This window comes from Mucilaginibacter sp. GW822-FHT03E02, from assembly GCF_058801545.1.
On the sequence record NZ_JBXANJ010000001.1, the window covers coordinates 2,764,318 to 2,784,019 of the forward strand.

Consider the following 19,702-nt stretch of genomic DNA (forward strand, 5'->3'; position numbering starts at 1 on the left):
CCCCGTGTAATGCGGGGCCTTATTTATTTTTTCAAAATTCGCCTTGGATGGTTACCGGGCCCAGTAGTCCTGATTTTAATAAAGGCGAATCTTTACTGTAAAATTTATAACTCGAAAAAGTAAACCTTCCGCTTGGGCGTGGCAGGCCTTTAACCAGCCATTGCGGCCAGGCATCATTTTGAATGCCGTCATCGGGTTTTGTTTCGTCGCCAATAAGCCTGTTTGGCCATAAGTTTATTACTTGTATCTCCAGTTTGTTGTGCTTTCTCAGTGCCGATTTATCAATCTCTACACGCCAGGGGGCAGTCCAAACCACGCCTAAATCTTGGCCATTTAATTTTATGCGGGCCATGTTATTAACGGCACCCAAGTCTATATAAAGTTTTTTTGCTTTTGGGGCTTGGGCCGGCAAATCAAATTCCTTATGATAAACAGCAGTTCCCGAATAGTATTTTATGCCCTCCTCTGGTCGTAATGTCCAGTCGGTCAATTCGTCAAACTTAATATTTTTAGGACCACCCCATTTTGGATCAAACGACACCTGCCACGCACCGCTTAAGATTTTAACAATGGCATTTTCTCCAAAGTTTTTATGGGCCGCAGATGCTGTAATATTGCCTTTAACAAATACCACAAAATAGCTTTGGTAAGGTGCAAATTTTAAAGGTACAGAAGTTAGCTGGCCCTTTATGCTGTACTCTGGCAGCCTTGTAATTTTGCCGGTGATGGCATCCCACATTTGCGGGGTACCGGTTACCGTCCTGAATGATGCGGATGTCTCTACCATCCGGTCTGTGCGGTTAGATACAAAATAGATATCCGTATCACCCATCGTACGGTGGGTATACCGTAGCTGCCCGCCGGCTGTAAAATCCTGCTCCACGCCCATGGATAGGAGCAGTTTGGCGGTTAGCTCATATTCAGGATAAAGATCATTAATGTATTTATCAATCTCGCCGCCCCAAATTATTTTTCCCTTGCCATAGGTATGTACCTTTTGTGCCGATGGTTCCTGCAAAGTTCCCCAAATTGCATTGGCCATATCGCTCACCTGGGCATCACAGGCCGGGTAGCCCGATAATCCTGGTGATTTTACCGGCGGCATGCCCACTACCACCGCGCCATCGTTTACAAGCGATTTTATTTTTTGCAGCAACGCCGGGGTCATGGTTTTAACCGCTGGCAATACCAGTAGCCTATAAGTTGCCCCACCCGGGAACACCACCATCCCGTTTTTAACACTTGCTGTGTACAACTGCCCCGGCGAGCATCCATCAAAATTATAACCTTTTCTATCGGGCAAAACCACATCTCCGTCCATTGCCGATGATGGCGGGCGGAAAACATGCGGTGACCCCTCGGGCGTTAAGTACAATACATCGGCCACTGTACGGCCTTGCTGTAAAATGTACGAGCAGCGCGATATGTAATCATGATAGCCACCTACCATAGGCCACCATGTTTGATTCCTGTCCCAGTGCACCCCATATGGCCCCATGGTTGCTCCCGGGCGCAATGAGTCGGGCAAAAACTGGTTCTGGAAGGTGTGGTATACAAAACGGTTAACACCGGCCGCAAAAGCCCAGTCGCCCTGGTTCTTCATCGCTCCGGGGTATTGCTTCCAGCCCTCGTTATCCTGCGATGTAAAAGCTTCGGCAGGGATCAGTGATTTGCCGTTCACATGCCCTATCGACGTTGCTTCGACAACGCTGAACGACGAATTAAATCCCAGTCCCTTACTCCAAAATTCGGCCATAGGCACATCCGCCAACGCACCCAGTTCCAAATCGGCAGTTGGGTTCATATCATATGGCTCGATAGATAACTGCATACCATTACGGTGCGCATAGGTTTTAACCTGCCCCGCATGGTTCTCTAATACCAGTTCCTGCGCGGTTTGACGTAAATCCCATAAAAAACGTTCGCTTATTTCCTGGCTTTGTACAATGTTGCCGGCATAAACGGGGTAATACGGTAGGGGATCATAGCCCCTCCGTTTTATAAATTCCTCGCGAAAATGGCCCGTCCAGTTTTGCGAACCCATTTCCCAGCTATCCATATGCAATCTTTTTAAGCCGCCAGCATCAGTTGGTTTTGGCATCCCGGTTTTGCGCAGCAGCTTGCCAACATAATTATCCAGGTGGGCATTTAAAGCCACTGTATCCATTTTATCAGCCTCAAACCCTAAACCAGGTACCGGCGCGGGGCGGGTTATAGCGCCGTTATTACGGCGGCCAAGGCGCATAATTGTCCAGTTACCCTCGGGGGCAACCCAATTCAGTGTACCATCTGGTTTAAGTTTCCCGGTTAAATCAATAATCTTACTTTTTTCTATAGCAGCACCTGCCGGTTGGGCGGCATACTCTGTTACCGACGGCAAAAACTGTTTAACACCGGGAGCCGATGAGTATGGCGCACGGTAATACAACGCTTTCTCATCTATATCTTTTATTTTAGGTAATGCAATTGCCGGTGTTGGATAGGCCAGCACAGCAACATCTTCATAAAAATCAGTCCATTGTTTTTTTAGTTCGGGGCTAAACGCGCCTTCGCCAAAATAGGGCGGTTTAGGTGGCGGCACCGGCAAAACAATTGGTTGTTTGCTGCCACCAGTTACATTTATGGTACTGCTTACCAAATGCTGCATTGATTGCCCGATGGGCACCCAGGGCCCGCCGCTCCCCGTCCAGCCCGGGCCAATACCCAAGGTAATTTCAATGCCCACGCGTTTGGATTCGCTTACCGCATGGGCAAACATATTTTGCCATTCTTCGCTCAAAAAATCAACCGGGCCGCGGGGGATACCCACATTCACTTCCAAAAATACAAGGTTGCCAATACCTGCCTTTTTCATTGCCTCCAAGTCTTCGGTTATGGATTTTGCCGACATATTACCATCCATAAAGTACCAGTAAACACCGGGTTTGGCCGAGTTAGGCGGATGAACAAAACCAGCTTTCAGGTTTTTAACCTGTGCATAGGGCGCGTTTAAACCTAATAAAAGGGCTATAAAACAGCTCACGGAAATTTTATACATAAACGGTGTTTGTTTGGTTAGTATGCCACGGGATAACGAAGATAACAAACCACTAACTGAGCGGCATCCTTATCCATCTTTTAAGCAGTGAAAACATCTGAAGTGGGTTAACATAACTTAACACATTTCAGATAATAATTTCACAAATACCTAATAATCAATATTTTACATTACAACAAGGTTAACATCAGATTGGTCGCGCAATTTTAGGCGCATCCAAATATTTTTGCCTGGTGTTGGCCTATACAAGTCCCTCGGTATCTCGATCATTTGATCAGAATCGGGCAATAAAATGAGGTATCGTTGATACTTATATCTCCCGACGTCACAAGCTTATCGCCATTAACTATTTAGATGCGTTTGTCCGGTTGCTTAAAACATTTTATGAAGTTAACACCTGCCTTAAATTAAGCTTAGTTTCAGAAAAAAAGCCAAATTTATCAGCTAAACTACTGTATACTAAGCTTTGGAGCGCCTAAAAACGATGGTTGATACACTTATATTGTTTAAACAGCCAACTAAAAATTCCGCTTTTTACCCGGCAATTTCTTTATCGAGTTATTTAGTCTGTTCATCGGCACATAATGCCGCCTTGGGTGCACACCTCCCATATTTGAGTCATTGTTTCACCACTTAAAAAAAACGCTATGATCTCACATCGACTATTTATTTTCATTTAAAACCCCGATAAGTCAATTATGAGATCGTCAATTCAAATTACAGGCTTGCTGCTAATAGTGCTCAGCTCCTGCCAGTCAAAACTATACAATACCCCGGCCACCCGCGCTGTTTCTGTAAAGCGCCTCATTCCGCCGGCAGGCATGGTGTATATCCCATCAGGCACTTTCCAATACAAACTGCAGGATGATGATGATAAATCCGAAAAACGTAATGTAAGCGTAAGCGCTTTTTTTATTGATAAAACCGAAGTAACCAACAAGCAATACCAGGCCTTTGTAAACTGGGTTGCCGATTCGGTAGCCATTACCGATTACCTGCACGATGATTCCTTTTACCTGCCATCCACAGGGGCAACCGTGGGTAAAAACCGGAAGGAGATCAGGCTGATAGACTGGGATAAAGTGCACAAGATTTCGCCACTATGGAAACGCGCACCGGCAGACGTAAAGGAAAAACTGGCCGGGATGATGACCCTGCTCAATGGCCAGCGTATGCCAGACCCGGCATTAATGAACTACCGTTTTTACTATGTGCGTATGGATGGCGAAAAAAACAACCAGTATGTAATGGATACAGTTGGAGTTTATCCTAACGAGCATGTATGGTCGACGGATTTTCCGAACGCGCAAATGACGGTGATGGATGCCAACTACTTCAGCAATAAAATTTACGAGTATAACCCCGTAGTCGGAGTAACCTGGAAACAGGCCCGTGCTTATGCCGACTGGCGCAGTACGCAATTAAAGGTGCTCATCAGGAACAATCCCAATCTCAAAAATTTTAAACTAAGTTTTGGTTTGCCTACCGAAGCGCAATGGCAATACGCCGCCGAAGCCAAGCTCGATCCATCTGATACCGTAGAGCGTACAGTGAAAACCACTATTGATAAAGCTACCGGTAAAGAAAAACTTTCGCTCAACTTTAAACAGGGCGAGGGCGCTTACTCCAGCGATGGATCGACATTTACGCTGCCGGTTACTTCTTACACGCCCAACGCGTTTGGTATTTACAATATGGCCGGTAACGTTTCCGAATGGGTGCTTGATGCCTTCAGCCCATCTGCATCACAGCTGGTAAATGATTTAAACCCGGCATTGCTTTATGATGCTACCGATAAAGACTCGCCCCTGCTAAAACGAAAGGTAGTGCGCGGCGGATCATGGAAAGATAACGGTGAGATGTTGAATAGTGATACCCGCAGTTTTGAAGACCAGGGCAACGCCCACTCCTACATAGGTTTCCGCTGCGTGATGGCCGCCTTTGAACTCCCCGGCGAGCAGGTAAAAACAAGAAAATACGCTAAACGATAATTGTATGAAAAAGATAATAATAGTGATTGAAACCCTTCTGCTGATCGGTTTCGGCAGGGGTATGGCCTTTGCGCAGGCAATAGTGAGCGATAGTACATTAACAGACACCCTGCCTGCATATGATAATTTAATCAAATCGGCCGATTTGGGGAAAGCAAAGCCTTTTCCCTATCCAAAGGCTAATGCTGCTAATATCAGGCTATACGCGCAGGTTTGGCGGGATATCGATCTTTCCGATTCGGGCAACAGCATCCTTACTATCCCCGGCAAATCCCTTATGGAGGATATTATGAAGGGGATAAAAGCTGGCAAGCTTACGCCTTACGAAAAAGAGGACCTGAAAAAGAAGCTCAGCGCCAAACAAGGGGAACTACGCTTTGTCGACTCGGTGCTGATTCCAATTTTTGATAAAGATGGCAACCAAACCGGCTCAAGAATGGCGCTTAACGAGTTCAATCCCGATAAAGTACGCCGGTTCCGGATTAAGGAAGATGTGTTTTTTGACAGGCAACGCGGCCGGGTTGATACCCGCATTGTAGCGCTGGCTCCCATGATGCACATCAGCACATCGGCCGACCTGGCAGATAACCTGGCATTTACCCCGGCCTTCTGGCTTTATTTTCCGCAGTTGCGGTACACGTTGGTGCAGGAGGATGTAAGTAACCCGGATAAGGACATTTTTGATTTTACACTGGACGATGTGTTTATGCAGCACAAATTTTCGGCCTACCTGGTAAAACAAGCATCGCCCGGTGGGGTACAAAGCGGGCAACTGGAACCGGGCAGCACCGAAGCGGTATTACTTGAACAAAAAATTGCCGATCTGAAAAAACATATCTGGCAAAACCCTAAGGGGATAAACGCAAAAAATTTAGCACAAACAGATAGCAAAAAGGAGGACAAGCTATGACAACGCAAGCAAAATTATTGAAAGAGTTTTTATTGATGATGCTCATATCGGGACTGTTGTTTTGCTGCGGCAAGGCCAGCGCCCAGGTACTGCCCGAGTACAGTGCATTCCCAACATCATCATTTGGCGTACAGGTTGGTACGCAGGGGTTAGGCATCCAGGGATCATATAGTTTTTTGAAATCATTTAACGCCAGGATAGGTTTCAATGCCTTCCCGGGGATGACGGTGCAATACAACGGCCGCGATGCGCAGTTTAACCGCACATCGGTATTTGCCATTGCCGATTGGCAGCCCCTGTACGGCCAAAGCGATTGGCTGGCCCGTAAGTGGTACATATCTACCGGTATTGCTTATTATTTTTCAAATAATGTATACAGGGAAGGGATAGGTACTACGCCCAATTACACTATTTACATGTCGAAGGTAAGACCCTATATCGGCACCGGGCTGGGTAATATCCACCTGTTCAAAAACATAGGTATGCGTACGGATCTGGGTTGGTTTATACCAACCAGTTCGGCCACATCAACCTATGACGATAAGGCCAGCAAAGTAAGCAGCGGGTTACGGGGCCTGCTGCCTGGCCTTAATTCGGCCGTAACCATTTATGTAAAATTCTGATCTGTAAAACCATTAAAATCAAATATCATGTTAAAGAGCAAAAAAATCAACTGGCTGCATGTAGCCATTTCCTGGGGCGCCAGCATAGTTATCCTTGGTGCAATGTTTAAAATTAATCACTGGGGTGGCCAACTTGGCACCTATATGATAGGGCTTGGTTTATCGGTAGAAGCCCTGCTGTTTTTTACCCTTGGCTTTTTCCCTCCGGCCGAAGAGCCGGAATGGGAAAAGGTATATCCCGAACTGGCAGTTGATTATGCCGGCGAATTCCCAAGGCATAGTCATAGGCCAGTTCACCAAACCAATGGCGTTACGGCAGCCCTTGACGGTTTGCTTACCCATGCCGACCTAAGCCCCGAAAAAATTAACAACCTCGGCGAGGGATTAAAACAATTTTCGGATAAAATGAGCCGGATAAATGCGATAGCTGATGCTTCATTAGGGACAGACGAATTTGCGGCGAAGCTAAAAAACGCTTCGTCCAAGTTTGATCTGTTGGGTACCATGTTCGAAAAAGCATCGGCAGGCTTTGCCACCATTGCCGATAGCCGCGATGATGCCCATGCCTACCAGCAACAGGTTTTAAAACTTACCCATAACCTGGCACATTTAAACTCATTATACGAGAGCGAGCTGAGCGGTGCCGATAATAACCTGCGCCGCATTAACCAGTTTTACCAGGGCCTAACCGGCACCCTGAATAGTTTGCACGAGTCGGCCGGCGAAACCCGGGTGTTTAAGGATGAGGTGAACAAGTTGGTGCAAAACATATCATCGCTTAATGTTTACTACGCCAATATGCTTTCGGCTATGAACCAGCAGCGGATGCAGTAAAACTTTTCGGGTTGGAACGCTGGTGGAAGATGGTGGATAGGTAGGGCGGCGAAGACTCACCCCGACATCGCTACGCTCGTCACCCCTCTCTCCGCTTCGCGCATAGAGGGGGCAAAAAAAGAAAAATGAGTTTCAACCCTCTTTGCGGCGCAGCCGGAGAGAGGGTCGGCCAGCGCAGCGTAGCCGGGGTGAGTCTTAACCAGCGTTCAAAACCGATAGTTCTAATAACCCCAATACACTACGGGTAACAACATCCCACAAGATGTATACACCCGGCAACCCTATCAAATAAAAAATAAATCAAATTAAAACTTTAAAAAAATGGCTGCAGGAAAAGAAACCACCAGGCAAAAGATGATCAATATCATGTACCTGGTTTTATTGGCAATGCTGGCCCTGAATGTATCAGAAACCATACTGGACGCGTTTAAAACCATAAACGATAGCTTAACCGCCTCGGCGGCAAATGTGGGCAATTCGGTACAGCAATTGTTCAGCACTTTTGAGCAAACCCGCCTTAAGGAATCGCCCGAAAGGGCCAAACCTGTATATGAAAAAGCAAAACAGGCAAGGGAAGCAACAACAGATCTGGATACTTACATCAGGGACATCAAAGCAGAACTTAGTAATCAAAGCAACGGGTACGATCTTTTAACCGGCGACTTAAAACAGCGCGATAATCTTGATATCGGCTTTGATGTAATGATTAACAAAAAGCGGGCTACCGCGCTAAAGCAAAAAATTAATGATACCCGCGAAAGGCTGCTCACTTTGTTAGGCCCGCAGGATAGCAAAACGGTATCATTCAATCTTAATGCCGATGACCCGGTAAAACGAGGCCCCAGCCACCGCAACTGGGAAGAACTTAACTTTGGCGAAGGCGTGCCCTTAACCGCTACGTTTACGATACTATCACGCATCCAGGCGGATAACAAAAATGCAGAATCGGAAGTGGTGAAAAAGATACTGGGCAAAATGGACCAGGCCGTAGTGAACCTGGATAAATTTGAGGCAGTGGCCGTGGCGCCAACATCGTACCTGATACAAGGACAGCCTTACACCGCGCAGGTATTTTTAACTGCATATGATTCACGGTCAACCCCAACGGTACAGGTTGGCGGCAGCCCGATATCAGTTAAGGATGGCCGGGGGGTGTACAATGTGAATACCAGCCGCGAAGGGGTATTTAACTGGAAGGGTACCATCAGCGTAAAACAAACCGATGGTACTATAAAAACCTATACCACGCCCGAGCAGCGTTACATTGTTTCAAGGCCATCGGCAGTGGTGTCGCCCGATAAGATGAACGTATTTTATATCGGGGTAGATAACCCGGTATCAGTGTCTGTACCAGGGATCCCATCAAAAAGCATCAGGATAGGTATTTCGGGCGGTACGCTCAGCGGTTCCGAAGGGAAGTATGTGGCCAGGGTTACTACTCCGGGTACGGTTACCGTTTCGGTATCGGCAGAAATTGCGCCGGGTAAAGTACAGGTATTAAGCCATACCCAGTTCAGGGCCAAACGCATTCCAGATCCTGTTGCCAGGTTTTCGGGCCGGTCAGGCGGCAGCGTACCTACCGTGGCCCTAAAAGCTCAGAATGCTATTTTTGCCATGTTGGATAATTTTGACTTTGACGCCAGGTTCAAAATCACCCGGTTTAGCCTCATTATAGCCAACCCGCGCGAAAACGCATCGGTACAGGTTGGATCGGGCAATACCCTGAATGATTCCATGACGGCGTCACTTAACAGTATTAAGCCGGGTTCAAGGGTAATTTTTGATAATATTATTGCAGTTGGGCCAGATGGTTCGCCAAGGCAGCTGGCGCCGGTGGCACTGACGGCCAATTGATATCGATATTGACTACCCAATGCCCATGGGTTCGGCATTGGGTAGTCAATATTTATTGTTAAGTTCCAGGTCATACCGCCTTTCGGTAAGCTCTTTATCAAACCCGTTAGATACCTTTTCTTCGGTTAACCGGAAGCCATACCGGGTATACAACGAGATGGCTGCATGTTGCTCGTTGGTTGTCCATAAGTATGATTTGTTTATCTGCGATTCCTGCATATAGTTTATAAACCCATCCATCAACTTTTTGCCCAGGCCCAGCCCCCGGTATTCGGGCCTGAAAATAAAATAGCGCAGTTGTATACTATCGCCGCGGTTAACGCCAACCAGCACCCCTATCATTTGCTGCCGGTGCTCGCAAATCCATACCCTGTCTTTACCGGCGTTGTATTGGCTGGCAAAATCGGCCAGGCCTTGTAATACATAACGCTCAAAGTTAAGGCCGTAGCCACATTCTCTGGCATAAATATCTCCGTGCAGGTACGCTATATAGCCCAGGTCGCCGGGTTGTAATACTGTCCGAATGTTAATATCGCTGATGTTTAACGTTGTGCCCTTTTCGTTATTCATTGTTTATTTTAAAATAGTCATGATCTGTTGCATATGCGCTACCAGTTCCAGCTGCCTGGCAGCAGGCAAATCTTTTATCAATTGGTTAATTTGCTTATCTGATGCCTGGTTAAGTTTTTCAAATTCAGCCATTCCTTTATCTGTAAGCGAAAGCATCATCGCCCTTGCATCATGTTCCGAAGGCTTACGGACTACCAGTTTATCCTTTTCCAGTTTTTTTAATAACCGGCTTAAGTAGCTTTTGTCGATGTACATGGCCGAGATGATCTGCGAGGCCTGCATGCTTTTGGCCGCATGAAGCTCGTATAGGATACGCGCCTCGGCCAGCGAGTAATCACTTTGCAGCAAGTGTTTATCCAGCAAACCTATGATATCTGTATAAAAACGGCTAAATGCCCGAATTTGCTGAACCGGTGACAACTTTGTTTCCATTTAAATAATGCAGTTACGAAGCTAAGTTCACGAATATGGTTGACAAAGTCAACCATATTCGTGAATAATTTTAATTTTTTATGGCAATTAAAATCCTACCTTGTATCAACCAATTAGTTATGAAAAGAAAAACTTTTATCCGTTTAGGCGGCACACTTATGGCTACACCTTTTTTATCTCCTGCTATCAGCCTGGCAGGCCAGGCACCTTTACAAAACTGGGCAGGCAACCTTACTTACAGCACGGCTAACGTGCAGTATCCGGCTACGGTGGCCGAGGTACAGCAGCTCATAAAAAAACACACCAAGCTAAAGGCGCTGGGTACCAGGCACTGCTTTAACCGCATTGCCGATAGCAAGGACGACCTGCTATCAACCAAAGAACTCAATAAAGTAATATCTATCGATAAAAAAGCCATGACCGTTACTGTTGAAGGCGGCATAAAATATGGCGAGCTGGCCCCCTACCTGCATAAAGAAGGATATGCTTTACACAACCTGGCTTCGCTGCCGCATATTTCTGTTGCAGGTTCAATCACCACGGCTACGCATGGTAGTGGTGTAAAAAACGGCAACCTGGCCAGCGCCGTAACAGCGCTTGAAGTTGTTGTTGCCGATGGCAGCATAGTTCATTTTTCAAAAGCCGCCGACCCGGAAAAGTTTAACGCGGTAGTTGTTGGGCTGGGCGCCATAGGTATTATTACCAAAGTTACACTGGCCATTGAGCTCACTTATATGATGCGCCAGCGCGTGTTTTTAAAACTGCCCATGGCACAGGTAAAGCAGCATTTTGAGGCGATAGTATCTGCCGGTTACAGTGTAAGCCTGTTTACCGATTGGCAAAACGATTACGTAAACGAGGTTTGGATAAAAAGCCGCATGACCGAAAAAGATCATGATGGCCCCGAATTTTATGGCGCCAGGGCCGCCACCAAAAACCTGCACCCTATTTATGACCACCCCGCCGAAAGCTGCACCGACCAGTTAGGTGTACCCGGACCATGGTACGAGCGTTTGCCCCATTTTAAAATGGGCTTTACCCCAAGCAGCGGTAAAGAGTTACAGGCAGAATATTTTGTACCGATAAAACATGCAGTAGCAGCCATTGAAGCGATTGCCAAATTAGGCAAGCAGGTTGGTCCGCATTTATTTATAACCGAGATCCGTACCATAGCGGCAGATAACCTGTGGATGAGCCCCTGCCATAATCAAACCTCGGTAACTATTCACTTTACCTGGAAACCCGAAACAGAAGCTGTTACCAAACTACTCCCCGTTATTGAAAAGGCTCTGGCCCCTTTCAATGCCCGGCCGCATTGGGGTAAAGTATTTACGCTCGATCCGAAAGTGCTGGCCTCACGTTATGAAAAAATAGCCGATTTTAAAAAGGTGGTTGCCGAATATGACCCGCATGGTAAATTCCGAAACGCGTTTCTGGAGCATAATATTTATGGGGGATAGCAGCCAGGTGGAAAGAATAGTGTTTTTAATATTTTAATATTTATCTTATCTTTCTGCCTGTAAAGCCTTGTCATGTCCCGTTTGCGCTATTTGCTGCTATTTATCCTTATTGTCACTTTTTATAAAGCTCATGCTCAACAGGATATGGACCTGCATTTGAGTGACACCTTTTTGGCGGGCAAAAATATACTTAAAGTTAAGCGGGATTTTACCGATCCTTATTTGTGGGTGCTGGCTCAAAACAACGAAGTTTACCGTATTAACAGCATTACAAAGGTTATTGATGATTTTACCACTAAGTTTAATACTTATAGCTCCTATAAATTTATTGATATAGCCGGGGATAGTAAAGACGCTGTATTTATTGCCACCAACTCATCAAACGTAATTAGATACAACAACGATGTTCTAAGCCTTATCGGAACAATTGACGGATTATTAGGCACCGTTAATTCGATAGGTTTTGATTACACAAAAACGGGGATTTATGCCAACATGAATGGCGACATTAGTAATGATCAGCTATTGATTGCTACAAGCGTTGGTATTTTCAGGTATGTTTTGAAAGACGGCAAAATAGCTCAACCTAATTTACCTTCAGGTAATAGCCAAATATTTGAAAGCACTGTGCGTACAGCTATGTACACATATATTGTTACACGGCAACCCTGGCCGGATGAGTTTGTATATTACCCAACTCTATGTCAAACATATTCAGCATCTTATGCCGGATACATAAACCTGGAAGGCAACGTATTTGGCCACACGGTTAAGTCAGCATATTATAACAACGGTGAGTATTATCATAATACCGGATTTTCGATATTTGGCAGTCAGTTTTGGGCAACGGAGAATGGATTATTTAAGAATACCTGGAATTATTCATATCGTGAAAATTTTGGGTATAAACATTACCTGGAAGGAGTAAATATCAATAAGATCACTTCTATATATGGTTTAAATAATTTTAATTTATATACCCGGGAAAATCTTTTGATCGGCTCAACGCAAGGGTTATATTTTTCAAATTCAACCTATGCATATTCGCTATCCGAAACCATGTTCACTCATTATGATGGCTTGGGTAATAAAACAATAAATGATATTTGTGTTAATGCTATTTCTTATACAGTACCTGTAACCAACTGCGAAGATGGAGCCTGGGTAGCAGCCGATGATGGCCTCTATTTATTAAAACCCGATTATGGACCATATATTAATTCGAGTACACAACTACAAGCCGTTCAGTTTGACGGACAAGACCCCAGCGTAAATAAAATAGAAATTTGTGCTAACAGCTCTATCAATGCGCTGGCAAATAATTATACAAACGGCGCAGTACCGTTGCAATGGTTTAAAAATGGCAAAGAGATACCGAACGAAAGCCACGCCACGCTAACCATCAAAGATCCGGGCGAATACTATATGATTATTTATGACCCCTGCTCGGCCTTACATTTCGAATCAAATCATTTAACGGTAACCCAGGCAGCCGCGCCCGAATTCAGCTTTAATTATCCCGATGTATTAAACTACTGCGCCGGTTCATCAGCGACCTTAAAAACCGACGACAAACCCAGTTACCAATATCGCTGGTATAAGGATGGCATATTAAACGGCAATACAACAGCCACGCTTGATAATATTACCGAAACCGGTAAATACAAAGTAGAAGTAAGCGCATGTGCGGGTAATTGGGTAGCATCAAAAGAGGTACAGGTAAACTTTATTAATATCCCAACACCGTTTCTGACCACCGATAAGGTAAGCTACTGCGATGGCGACCAGGCCACACTATCGGCCAATGTGCCTATTGATGCTTCGGCTATTTTGAATTGGACAAGTTACCAGTACGCCTGGTATAAAGATGACAACCCCATAACCGGCAGCGCTGCATCAATAAACGTGAGCCAGCCGGGTAAATATAAAGTGGTGGTAACCGGTTGTTCGGGTTCAGTTTCGTCTGCCGAGTTACAGATCGATTTCATTAAACTGCCAAAACCTGGTATCACGGCAAGCAAACCGGCATATTGCATTGGCGATATGGCCCAACTAACCGCGAATGTTAATATAGACCCGTTTACCACGGTAAACTGGCTCAGGGACGGAAATGTATTGGCAGACGAACAGGATAAAGCAAGCATCACAACCAATATAGGCGGCAACTACACAGTAACTGTTGTAAGTGCTGGTTCCTGCAATATCGCATCGTCTGCCTATAATTTAGGATTTACCCCACCGCCCACTGTCAGTATTCAACAAATTGTGAATACCACCTTATGCGATGGTCAAACGGTTGATCTTAAAGCAAGCTATACAAGCGGCACTGTTACCTGGAGTACCGGCGCTACATCCGACAAAATAAGCATCCAGCACTCGGGTACATTCAAAGCTACGGTTAGAACAGCGGCTGGCTGTACGGTAGATGAATCTGCTACGGTGCAATATTTTCCAAACCCAACATTAAACCTACCGTCGGCTACGCTTTGCCAGTATACCAATGAAAGTATTACGCTTACCGCCCCCGCCGGCTTTGCTAAATACGAATGGAACGGGCAGCCCGGCGCCAATACATTTACAACCAATAAATTAGGATCGGTTGGGTTAACGGTAACTGATAACAATGGGTGCCAGGCATCTCAAACCATTACCATAAGCAGCCACTGCGACGATATCCATATCCCAAATGCATTTAGCCCCAACGGCGATGGCCATAATGATACCTGGGTAATAGCCGGCCTGGAAGGCGACCCGACCACAACTGTGAGGGTTTATAACCGCCTGGGCAGCATGGTATTTCAATCGCAAGGTTATGCCACGCCCTGGAATGGCACCTATAACGGCAGTAAATTACCCGCTTCGGTATACTATTATGTCATCAGCACAAAAGGCGCAAAACAGGTGCTTAGCGGTTCAGTAACTATATTTAATTAGGGTTATTAAAAGCATCGGGCAAGTTATTATAATAATTACCAGGCAATATTTTTTATTCCATATAAAATTGCTGTAGATTTATGTAATCTATAAACCCAATTTTATATCTATGAAAATCCTAACTGAACCTATCGGGAGCATTCCGAGGTCACCTGAGCTTGTAACGGCAATTACCACGCAAGCCAATGCCCATCAACTCCATAAACTTTATACAGATGCTATTGCCGACACCTTAAAAGAGTTTGAAGAAACCGGCTCGCCCGTTATTACCGATGGTGAGCAAACCAAATCAAGCTTTGTTACCTATCCTCTGGAAGGCCTAACCAACCTAACATCCGGAGGCATGACCATCAATTTTGAGGATGGTCACTCGCGCCAGTTGCCATTGCTTACCAAAGGGCCTTTCAGGTATGGCAATTATGCATCAAAATACCTTGCCGCAGCTCAAAAACTAACCAGTCTGCGCGTTAAGCAAGCCATCATATCGGCATCCGCGCTTAGCTTAATTTACCCGGCGGATGGTATTGAAGGCTATCCGCAGGCTGAGTTTATTGCCGATCTATTAAATGAATGCGAAAAAGACATCAGGCTGTGCCTGGAGCAGGGCGCATATAAAGTACAAATGGATTTTACCGAAGGACGGCTATCGTTAAAGCTCGATCCATCCGGCGGCGTATTAAAACACTTCATTGGCCTTAACAACCAGGTTTTTGACCGTTTTACCGCTGAAGAACAGCAAAAACTGGGCGTACATGTTTGCCCCGGCGGCGACCACGACTCGACCCATAGTGCCGATATTGATTATGCCGATTTTTTACCCGATTTGTTTGAACTGCACGCAGGCAGTTTTTATTTGCAACTGGCCAGCGAGCCCGACAGGGTAAAAGTTTTAAAGGTTATTAAACAATACCTTAAGCCCAATCAGAAAGTATTTATTGGCGTGATAGATGTACTTAACCCGGTAATTGAAACCGCAGAAGAAGTGCGCGACAGGGTGCTTGAAGCGGCAGCCTTTATCAACACCAGCCAGTTGGGCACCACCGATGATTGCGGCTTCTCGCCATTTTGCGACGATGTATCAACAAGCCGCGAAACCGCCTTCGCGAAAATAAAAGCCAGGATTGAGGGAACGAAACTGGCAGAAGCGGAATTAACGGCGTAAAGACCATGATAATGCCAGACTTGCGAAGTTTCAGAAACTTCGCAAGTCTTTTAAGGGAGCATTTTAAATTTTTGAGCCTTCCGAAACCGGCGAAGGGCTTTTTATTTTACCAATCAATAATCATAAATATGCTCAATGGTAATATGATTTTCTCCAAGCATTTTCACCAATTTACTAAGTTCATTAACAGTTGTAACAACAGCAATCCGGTTTAAACCAGGTTTGGTAAAAATGGGCTGGGTAAACAATATTTTAAAATCTTGTGGGTTTTCTTTTAAAGATTGAGGTGTTAACAGCGTAAGCATAATACTGCCTTTGTTACCCGCAATTTCTGTTAAATTAGTATTACTTGCAGCCAATTGCTGAACCGTGTAATTAAAGCGGGCGTAACGCGGCAAATCGGTTTGCCAAAGGCCGCCTGAAAGTTCCTTTGCATGTTGAGCATCGGCGGTAGCGGGTTTCTTATCAACAACCACCGTTGTATTTAAAGCGGCAACATCATAAGCCGATTTTGTGGCAAGCTTTATCAGATAGCCATAACCGCTTTTCACCAGTAATTCGGTAGTGAGGTAGTATCTTCGCTCCAGTTTACGCAACATATGCTGTCCTGATAATGGTGTGCTACCCCACAGCATTTTAAGCTGATGGTTAAAGTCATATTCGTACCAGGGCAAATCCTCAATAAACTTAACGTAGCTAAGTTCATAGGCCGCGTTAAATTTATCCTCGCCGGTCATTGTTTGGCCCTGCTTTGTATCGGTTATCCGGCCTGCAATTGTTTCATAAAAAGATTTGATGCCATATTCAACCGTTGTGCTGCCGGCAATAACCATAATCATAACATGGTAGCCTGTATTGAACGGATAATTCCCTTTAATCTGGTTATAAACAATACCATATCCTCCCCACATCTGGTCAATATGTTTCATGTAAGGGAATGTAGTTGATGTATTGGTTTTAAAATAATCGGCCTGTTCTGCCGGGCTAAACACCAGGAACCATTCGGGAAAGGTTAAAAAGGTTTGGTCGGGCGGGCGTACATCTTTTTGCGGTATCAGCGGCTGCGCATTGGTTGTAAGCCAGGCCTTGTCAACCAATAACCCATCACCTGCGGGTATGGTTGATGGTTTTTTATTTTTAACAAAAAACACCAGCATAGCCAGCAATACCGAAATCAATGTTAATATCCGCAGCCTTTTCATATTATGCCTTTGTAAATAACATCAATGTATTATCCGAGGGATCTTTATCCTGTAAAATACGTTTCCCGGCATCTTTAAAGCCTGCTTCGCTAATAATGGCCGACCATTCATCCGCAGATTTAAAATTCTTGAAATCCCTCATTTCAAAATCCCATGTTTCATTCAACCCTATATTAAAAACAGTATGTACCAATGATACAAATGCGGCCATTTCGGCTGTTTTAACATCGTGATCGCGGATAATAAACGAACCTCCCGGACGCAGAATTCTGTAAATAGATTGCACAAAACCAGCCAGATTAGCCACGGGGCAATGATGCAAGCCAATATAACAGGTAACTACGTTAAGGCTTTCATCCGCAATATCGGCACGGTTTATAGGTTCATAATTATTTACATTAATAAAAGTGCCCAGTTTACCCAATTGCCCACGTTCCATAATGTCGCCCGGCGAATTGGTTGGCGCCAGGTCATTAATCAGGTATATCGGTTCAAGTACATTTACTTCCTTTCGTAACTGGCTGATGTACCGCCCCGTCGAACCGATCTCGGCATAACCGTCAATCTGTTTAACACCGCCCAGCAAGCCGAGTGTTTGACGGGTAATTTCTTTTTTTTGTTTTTTTAAGGCGGGCAAGGCGTAAGTAAGTTCCGACAGAAACGTTTTTATTCCGGGCAGCTTGCTTTGTATCGATTTATAAATCTCTTCGTCGGTTTTGTTAGCCGCCGTTTCTTCTTTGATCAGTTGATGAAACTTATCCTCGGGATATAAATGGAATATCACCTGTAAAAAACGGTAAAAATCGTCGCTCCATTTGGTATCATTAAATACCGCTTTAAATTCCGATTTGGTATTAGCCATTGTTTTGTGGATTTAAAGGTTTATAATAAGTATCCCAAAGGGTGTTCCTGAATTTATATGCAGGGTCGAGCTTATCTTTCAAAGCAAACAGCTTCCGTGCGTTTGGGTAAGCTTTATGAAACTGGGCAGCAGTTGGGTGTACCTGGTATGGCAGGTAATAGGCCCCATTTACAGCTATAACCGCATCGGCAAGCTCGCGTGTCCAAACAGCGACGGCATTTTTAGATGCGGCATCTGTGCGTTGTTTGTAATACACCACAAAAGCAAATACCTCTTCACGCGCCCAGGCCATATACGTACCGGGATCGGCTTTGGCATGACGGATAGATACATTGAGCACATTGACATTAAACCGGATAAAAATTTCGGCCATTTGCTTTTCAAATTCCTCAAAACGCTGCACAGGCACAAAATATTCCAGCAACACATAGGTGCTATCCGTACGAGACCGGGGTTCCAGCTCGGCTACGTCATAACCTGCTTCATAGTTACGCCAATAAATCTTTTTCCCTCTGAAAAGCAAGGGGTCAATTAAATATTCGCGCCGCCATTTGCCCAATGGCGTTTCTGTAAACGACCACAAGAAGTAGCGCTCCAGCGGGTACGATTCTTTTAAAGGCATTAACCGGGTTTTCACGGTTGGCTTTTTGGTAGTTTCTATCCAGGTTACTGCGCGAAGTGATTTGTATTTGGGTGGATATATATCGCCATTATGAAACACTGCTTTATGGTTTTCGCGGACATTTTTGAAGAAATAATCTTTATAATCTTCCACGCTCATCTTTTTATCTATCCGTTTTATCGCCAGGTTATCTGCAAGGTCAAGCTCGGCCTGCACAATAATGCCGATGGCGTTGTAGCCGCCTATTGCGCCATAAAAAATTTCTTTATTTTCCGTTTTACTGGCGTGTACCAAAGTGCCGTTGGCCAAAACTACATCAATGCCTCGTACGGATAAAACTACCGGCCCCAGGCCCATGTACCGGCCGTGCGCGTTTACACTTAAGGCCCCGCCAACGGTAAAGTTGGCATAGGTTTGCATAATTTTAATGCTCAGATCGTGCTGATCAACATATTGCTGAATATCGCACCAGCGGATGCCTGCCTGTACTTTTATCCATTTTTCCTCCTTCGAAAAATCAAGCACCTGGTTCATGCCGCGCATATCCAAATGCAAACTGTGCGAGCTCGCGGTTTGCCCGCCCATACTAAAACGCCCGCCACCAATTGAAATGGCGCCCGTTGTATTTTTTACCGCATCGCATATTTCCTGTACCGATGTTGGCCTTATAATTCCCGATACCAGCACCGGGTTAAGTTTGGTAACATCATCAATAATGCGCTCGTCAGTTTTTAAATGAGGGATGGGCTGCCCCTGGTCATTCTTTAAGTAATCAGGTGCCGAACCGGGTACCGCGCCATAAAAATTATTGTTGTAATTCCCTTTTTTAAACCCAAGCCTGAAAAACAACCAAACGGGACCTAAAACCGGCACCAGCAATGCAAATAACCAGTAGCCCGACCAGTTTTGATCATGAAGCCTTTTAATTGAAGTGGCCACGATGATCCAGAAAAGCATGGGATATAAAATAAATGTTGATGACGGGCCTGTGGTAAACATCAACAGGTTGTAAAGCACATAAAAAGTACACCAATAAAAAATAGCCGCCAGCCAATAGGTTCCTCTCGAAATTCGTCCGTTAAAAGTGAACAGGAGATAGCTAACAGGCAGCTTTTGTTTTAAGCGCATAGACAGTGTTTACAGGTATGTGAGATTAAGATATAGGTTAACAGTTTTTATAAAGCTAACACAGAAATCTTAAAAACAAAA

14 protein-coding genes are annotated in these 19,702 nt (G+C 45.0%); 8 read left to right on the top strand and 6 right to left on the bottom strand.

Translation table 11 applies throughout. From position 1 onward, the window contains the following. Positions 1 to 31: 31 nt before the first annotated feature. Positions 32 to 3,037, bottom strand: coding sequence for a glycosyl hydrolase (locus AC1RM2_RS11650; protein ID WP_492985249.1), 3,006 nt, complete (start codon positions 3,035 to 3,037; stop codon positions 32 to 34). Between the two features lie 698 nt (positions 3,038 to 3,735). Here AC1RM2_RS11650 and porK point away from each other — a divergent pair. The 5 genes from porK (at position 3,736) to porM (ending at position 9,249) form a co-directional block, all read left to right on the top strand. Then, a complete protein-coding gene (gene porK / locus AC1RM2_RS11655) occupies positions 3,736 to 5,028 on the top strand; it encodes a T9SS ring complex lipoprotein PorK/GldK (RefSeq protein ID WP_492985250.1) in 1,293 nt (430 codons plus the stop codon). 4 nt (positions 5,029 to 5,032) lie between these two features. Next, a complete protein-coding gene (gene porN, locus AC1RM2_RS11660) occupies positions 5,033 to 5,938 on the top strand; it encodes a type IX secretion system ring subunit PorN/GldN (RefSeq protein WP_492985251.1) in 906 nt (301 codons plus the stop codon). Then, a complete protein-coding gene (locus tag AC1RM2_RS11665) occupies positions 5,935 to 6,561 on the top strand; it encodes a hypothetical protein (RefSeq protein ID WP_492985252.1) in 627 nt (208 codons plus the stop codon). The genes porN and AC1RM2_RS11665 overlap by 4 nt, the downstream gene beginning before the upstream one ends. Before the next feature lie 27 nt (positions 6,562 to 6,588). Beyond that, positions 6,589 to 7,395, top strand: a complete 807-nt coding sequence (porL, locus tag AC1RM2_RS11670; protein WP_477446430.1) for a type IX secretion system motor protein PorL/GldL — start codon at positions 6,589 to 6,591, stop codon at positions 7,393 to 7,395. Between the two features lie 321 nt (positions 7,396 to 7,716). Further along, positions 7,717 to 9,249 carry a type IX secretion system motor protein PorM/GldM gene (gene porM / locus AC1RM2_RS11675; RefSeq protein WP_492985253.1) on the top strand — a complete coding sequence of 511 codons (1,533 nt, stop codon included), beginning with the start codon at positions 7,717 to 7,719 and terminating at the stop codon, positions 9,247 to 9,249. Between the two features lie 45 nt (positions 9,250 to 9,294). Here the strand turns inward: porM and AC1RM2_RS11680 are convergent, their stop codons facing one another. Together AC1RM2_RS11680 and AC1RM2_RS11685 are read right to left on the bottom strand one after the other, a co-directional pair. Further along, entirely contained in the window at positions 9,295 to 9,819 is a 525-nt protein-coding gene (locus tag AC1RM2_RS11680) for a GNAT family N-acetyltransferase (protein ID WP_492985254.1), read from the bottom strand. A gap of 3 nt (positions 9,820 to 9,822) precedes the next feature. Then, positions 9,823 to 10,251 carry a MarR family winged helix-turn-helix transcriptional regulator gene (locus AC1RM2_RS11685; RefSeq protein WP_492985255.1) on the bottom strand — a complete coding sequence of 143 codons (429 nt, stop codon included), beginning with the start codon at positions 10,249 to 10,251 and terminating at the stop codon, positions 9,823 to 9,825. Positions 10,252 to 10,370: 119 nt separating this feature from the next. Here AC1RM2_RS11685 and AC1RM2_RS11690 point away from each other — a divergent pair, with 119 nt between their 5' ends. From AC1RM2_RS11690 to AC1RM2_RS11700, 3 genes are all read left to right on the top strand, one after another. Next, on the top strand, positions 10,371 to 11,711 hold the full coding sequence (locus tag AC1RM2_RS11690) for an FAD-binding protein (protein WP_492985256.1): 1,341 nt from the start codon (positions 10,371 to 10,373) through the stop codon (positions 11,709 to 11,711). A gap of 72 nt (positions 11,712 to 11,783) precedes the next feature. Then, positions 11,784 to 14,645, top strand: coding sequence for a T9SS type B sorting domain-containing protein (locus AC1RM2_RS11695; protein ID WP_492985257.1), 2,862 nt, complete (start codon positions 11,784 to 11,786; stop codon positions 14,643 to 14,645). Between the two features lie 109 nt (positions 14,646 to 14,754). Beyond that, a complete protein-coding gene (locus AC1RM2_RS11700) occupies positions 14,755 to 15,807 on the top strand; it encodes a cobalamin-independent methionine synthase II family protein (RefSeq protein WP_492985258.1) in 1,053 nt (350 codons plus the stop codon). A 113-nt stretch (positions 15,808 to 15,920) separates the two neighbouring features. On the opposite strand, the gene AC1RM2_RS11705 is transcribed toward AC1RM2_RS11700, so the two are convergent. Genes AC1RM2_RS11705 through AC1RM2_RS11715 form a run of 3 tightly spaced genes read right to left on the bottom strand, consistent with a single transcriptional unit; the run spans position 15,921 to position 19,621 of the window. Beyond that, the gene (locus AC1RM2_RS11705) at positions 15,921 to 17,009 is read right to left on the bottom strand and encodes a hypothetical protein (RefSeq protein WP_492985259.1); all 1,089 of its coding nucleotides are present in this window, start codon (positions 17,007 to 17,009) and stop codon (positions 15,921 to 15,923) included. 1 nt (position 17,010) lies between these two features. Next, positions 17,011 to 17,871 carry a class I SAM-dependent methyltransferase gene (locus tag AC1RM2_RS11710; protein WP_492985260.1) on the bottom strand — a complete coding sequence of 287 codons (861 nt, stop codon included), beginning with the start codon at positions 17,869 to 17,871 and terminating at the stop codon, positions 17,011 to 17,013. Continuing rightward, positions 17,864 to 19,621, bottom strand: a complete 1,758-nt coding sequence (locus AC1RM2_RS11715; protein WP_492985261.1) for an FAD-binding protein — start codon at positions 19,619 to 19,621, stop codon at positions 17,864 to 17,866. Before AC1RM2_RS11715 ends, AC1RM2_RS11710 begins: the two co-directional genes overlap by 8 nt. Positions 19,622 to 19,702: the final 81 nt, after the last annotated feature.

Excerpts from the sequence above, each read along its gene's own strand:
- porM (WP_492985253.1), top strand. The coding sequence starts at position 7,717 with ATGGCTGCAGGAAAAGAAACCACCAGGCAAAAGATGATCAATATCATG.
- AC1RM2_RS11650 (WP_492985249.1), bottom strand. The coding sequence starts at position 3,037 with ATGTATAAAATTTCCGTGAGCTGTTTTATAGCCCTTTTATTAGGTTTA.
- porK (WP_492985250.1), top strand. The coding sequence starts at position 3,736 with ATGAGATCGTCAATTCAAATTACAGGCTTGCTGCTAATAGTGCTCAGC.
- AC1RM2_RS11700 (WP_492985258.1), top strand. The coding sequence starts at position 14,755 with ATGAAAATCCTAACTGAACCTATCGGGAGCATTCCGAGGTCACCTGAG.
- AC1RM2_RS11695 (WP_492985257.1), top strand. The coding sequence starts at position 11,784 with ATGTCCCGTTTGCGCTATTTGCTGCTATTTATCCTTATTGTCACTTTT.
- AC1RM2_RS11690 (WP_492985256.1), top strand. The coding sequence starts at position 10,371 with ATGAAAAGAAAAACTTTTATCCGTTTAGGCGGCACACTTATGGCTACA.
- AC1RM2_RS11710 (WP_492985260.1), bottom strand. The coding sequence starts at position 17,871 with ATGGCTAATACCAAATCGGAATTTAAAGCGGTATTTAATGATACCAAA.
- porN (WP_492985251.1), top strand. The coding sequence starts at position 5,033 with ATGAAAAAGATAATAATAGTGATTGAAACCCTTCTGCTGATCGGTTTC.
- AC1RM2_RS11665 (WP_492985252.1), top strand. The coding sequence starts at position 5,935 with ATGACAACGCAAGCAAAATTATTGAAAGAGTTTTTATTGATGATGCTC.
- AC1RM2_RS11680 (WP_492985254.1), bottom strand. The coding sequence starts at position 9,819 with ATGAATAACGAAAAGGGCACAACGTTAAACATCAGCGATATTAACATT.
- AC1RM2_RS11705 (WP_492985259.1), bottom strand. The coding sequence starts at position 17,009 with ATGAAAAGGCTGCGGATATTAACATTGATTTCGGTATTGCTGGCTATG.
- AC1RM2_RS11685 (WP_492985255.1), bottom strand. The coding sequence starts at position 10,251 with ATGGAAACAAAGTTGTCACCGGTTCAGCAAATTCGGGCATTTAGCCGT.
- porL (WP_477446430.1), top strand. The coding sequence starts at position 6,589 with ATGTTAAAGAGCAAAAAAATCAACTGGCTGCATGTAGCCATTTCCTGG.
- AC1RM2_RS11715 (WP_492985261.1), bottom strand. The coding sequence starts at position 19,621 with ATGCGCTTAAAACAAAAGCTGCCTGTTAGCTATCTCCTGTTCACTTTT.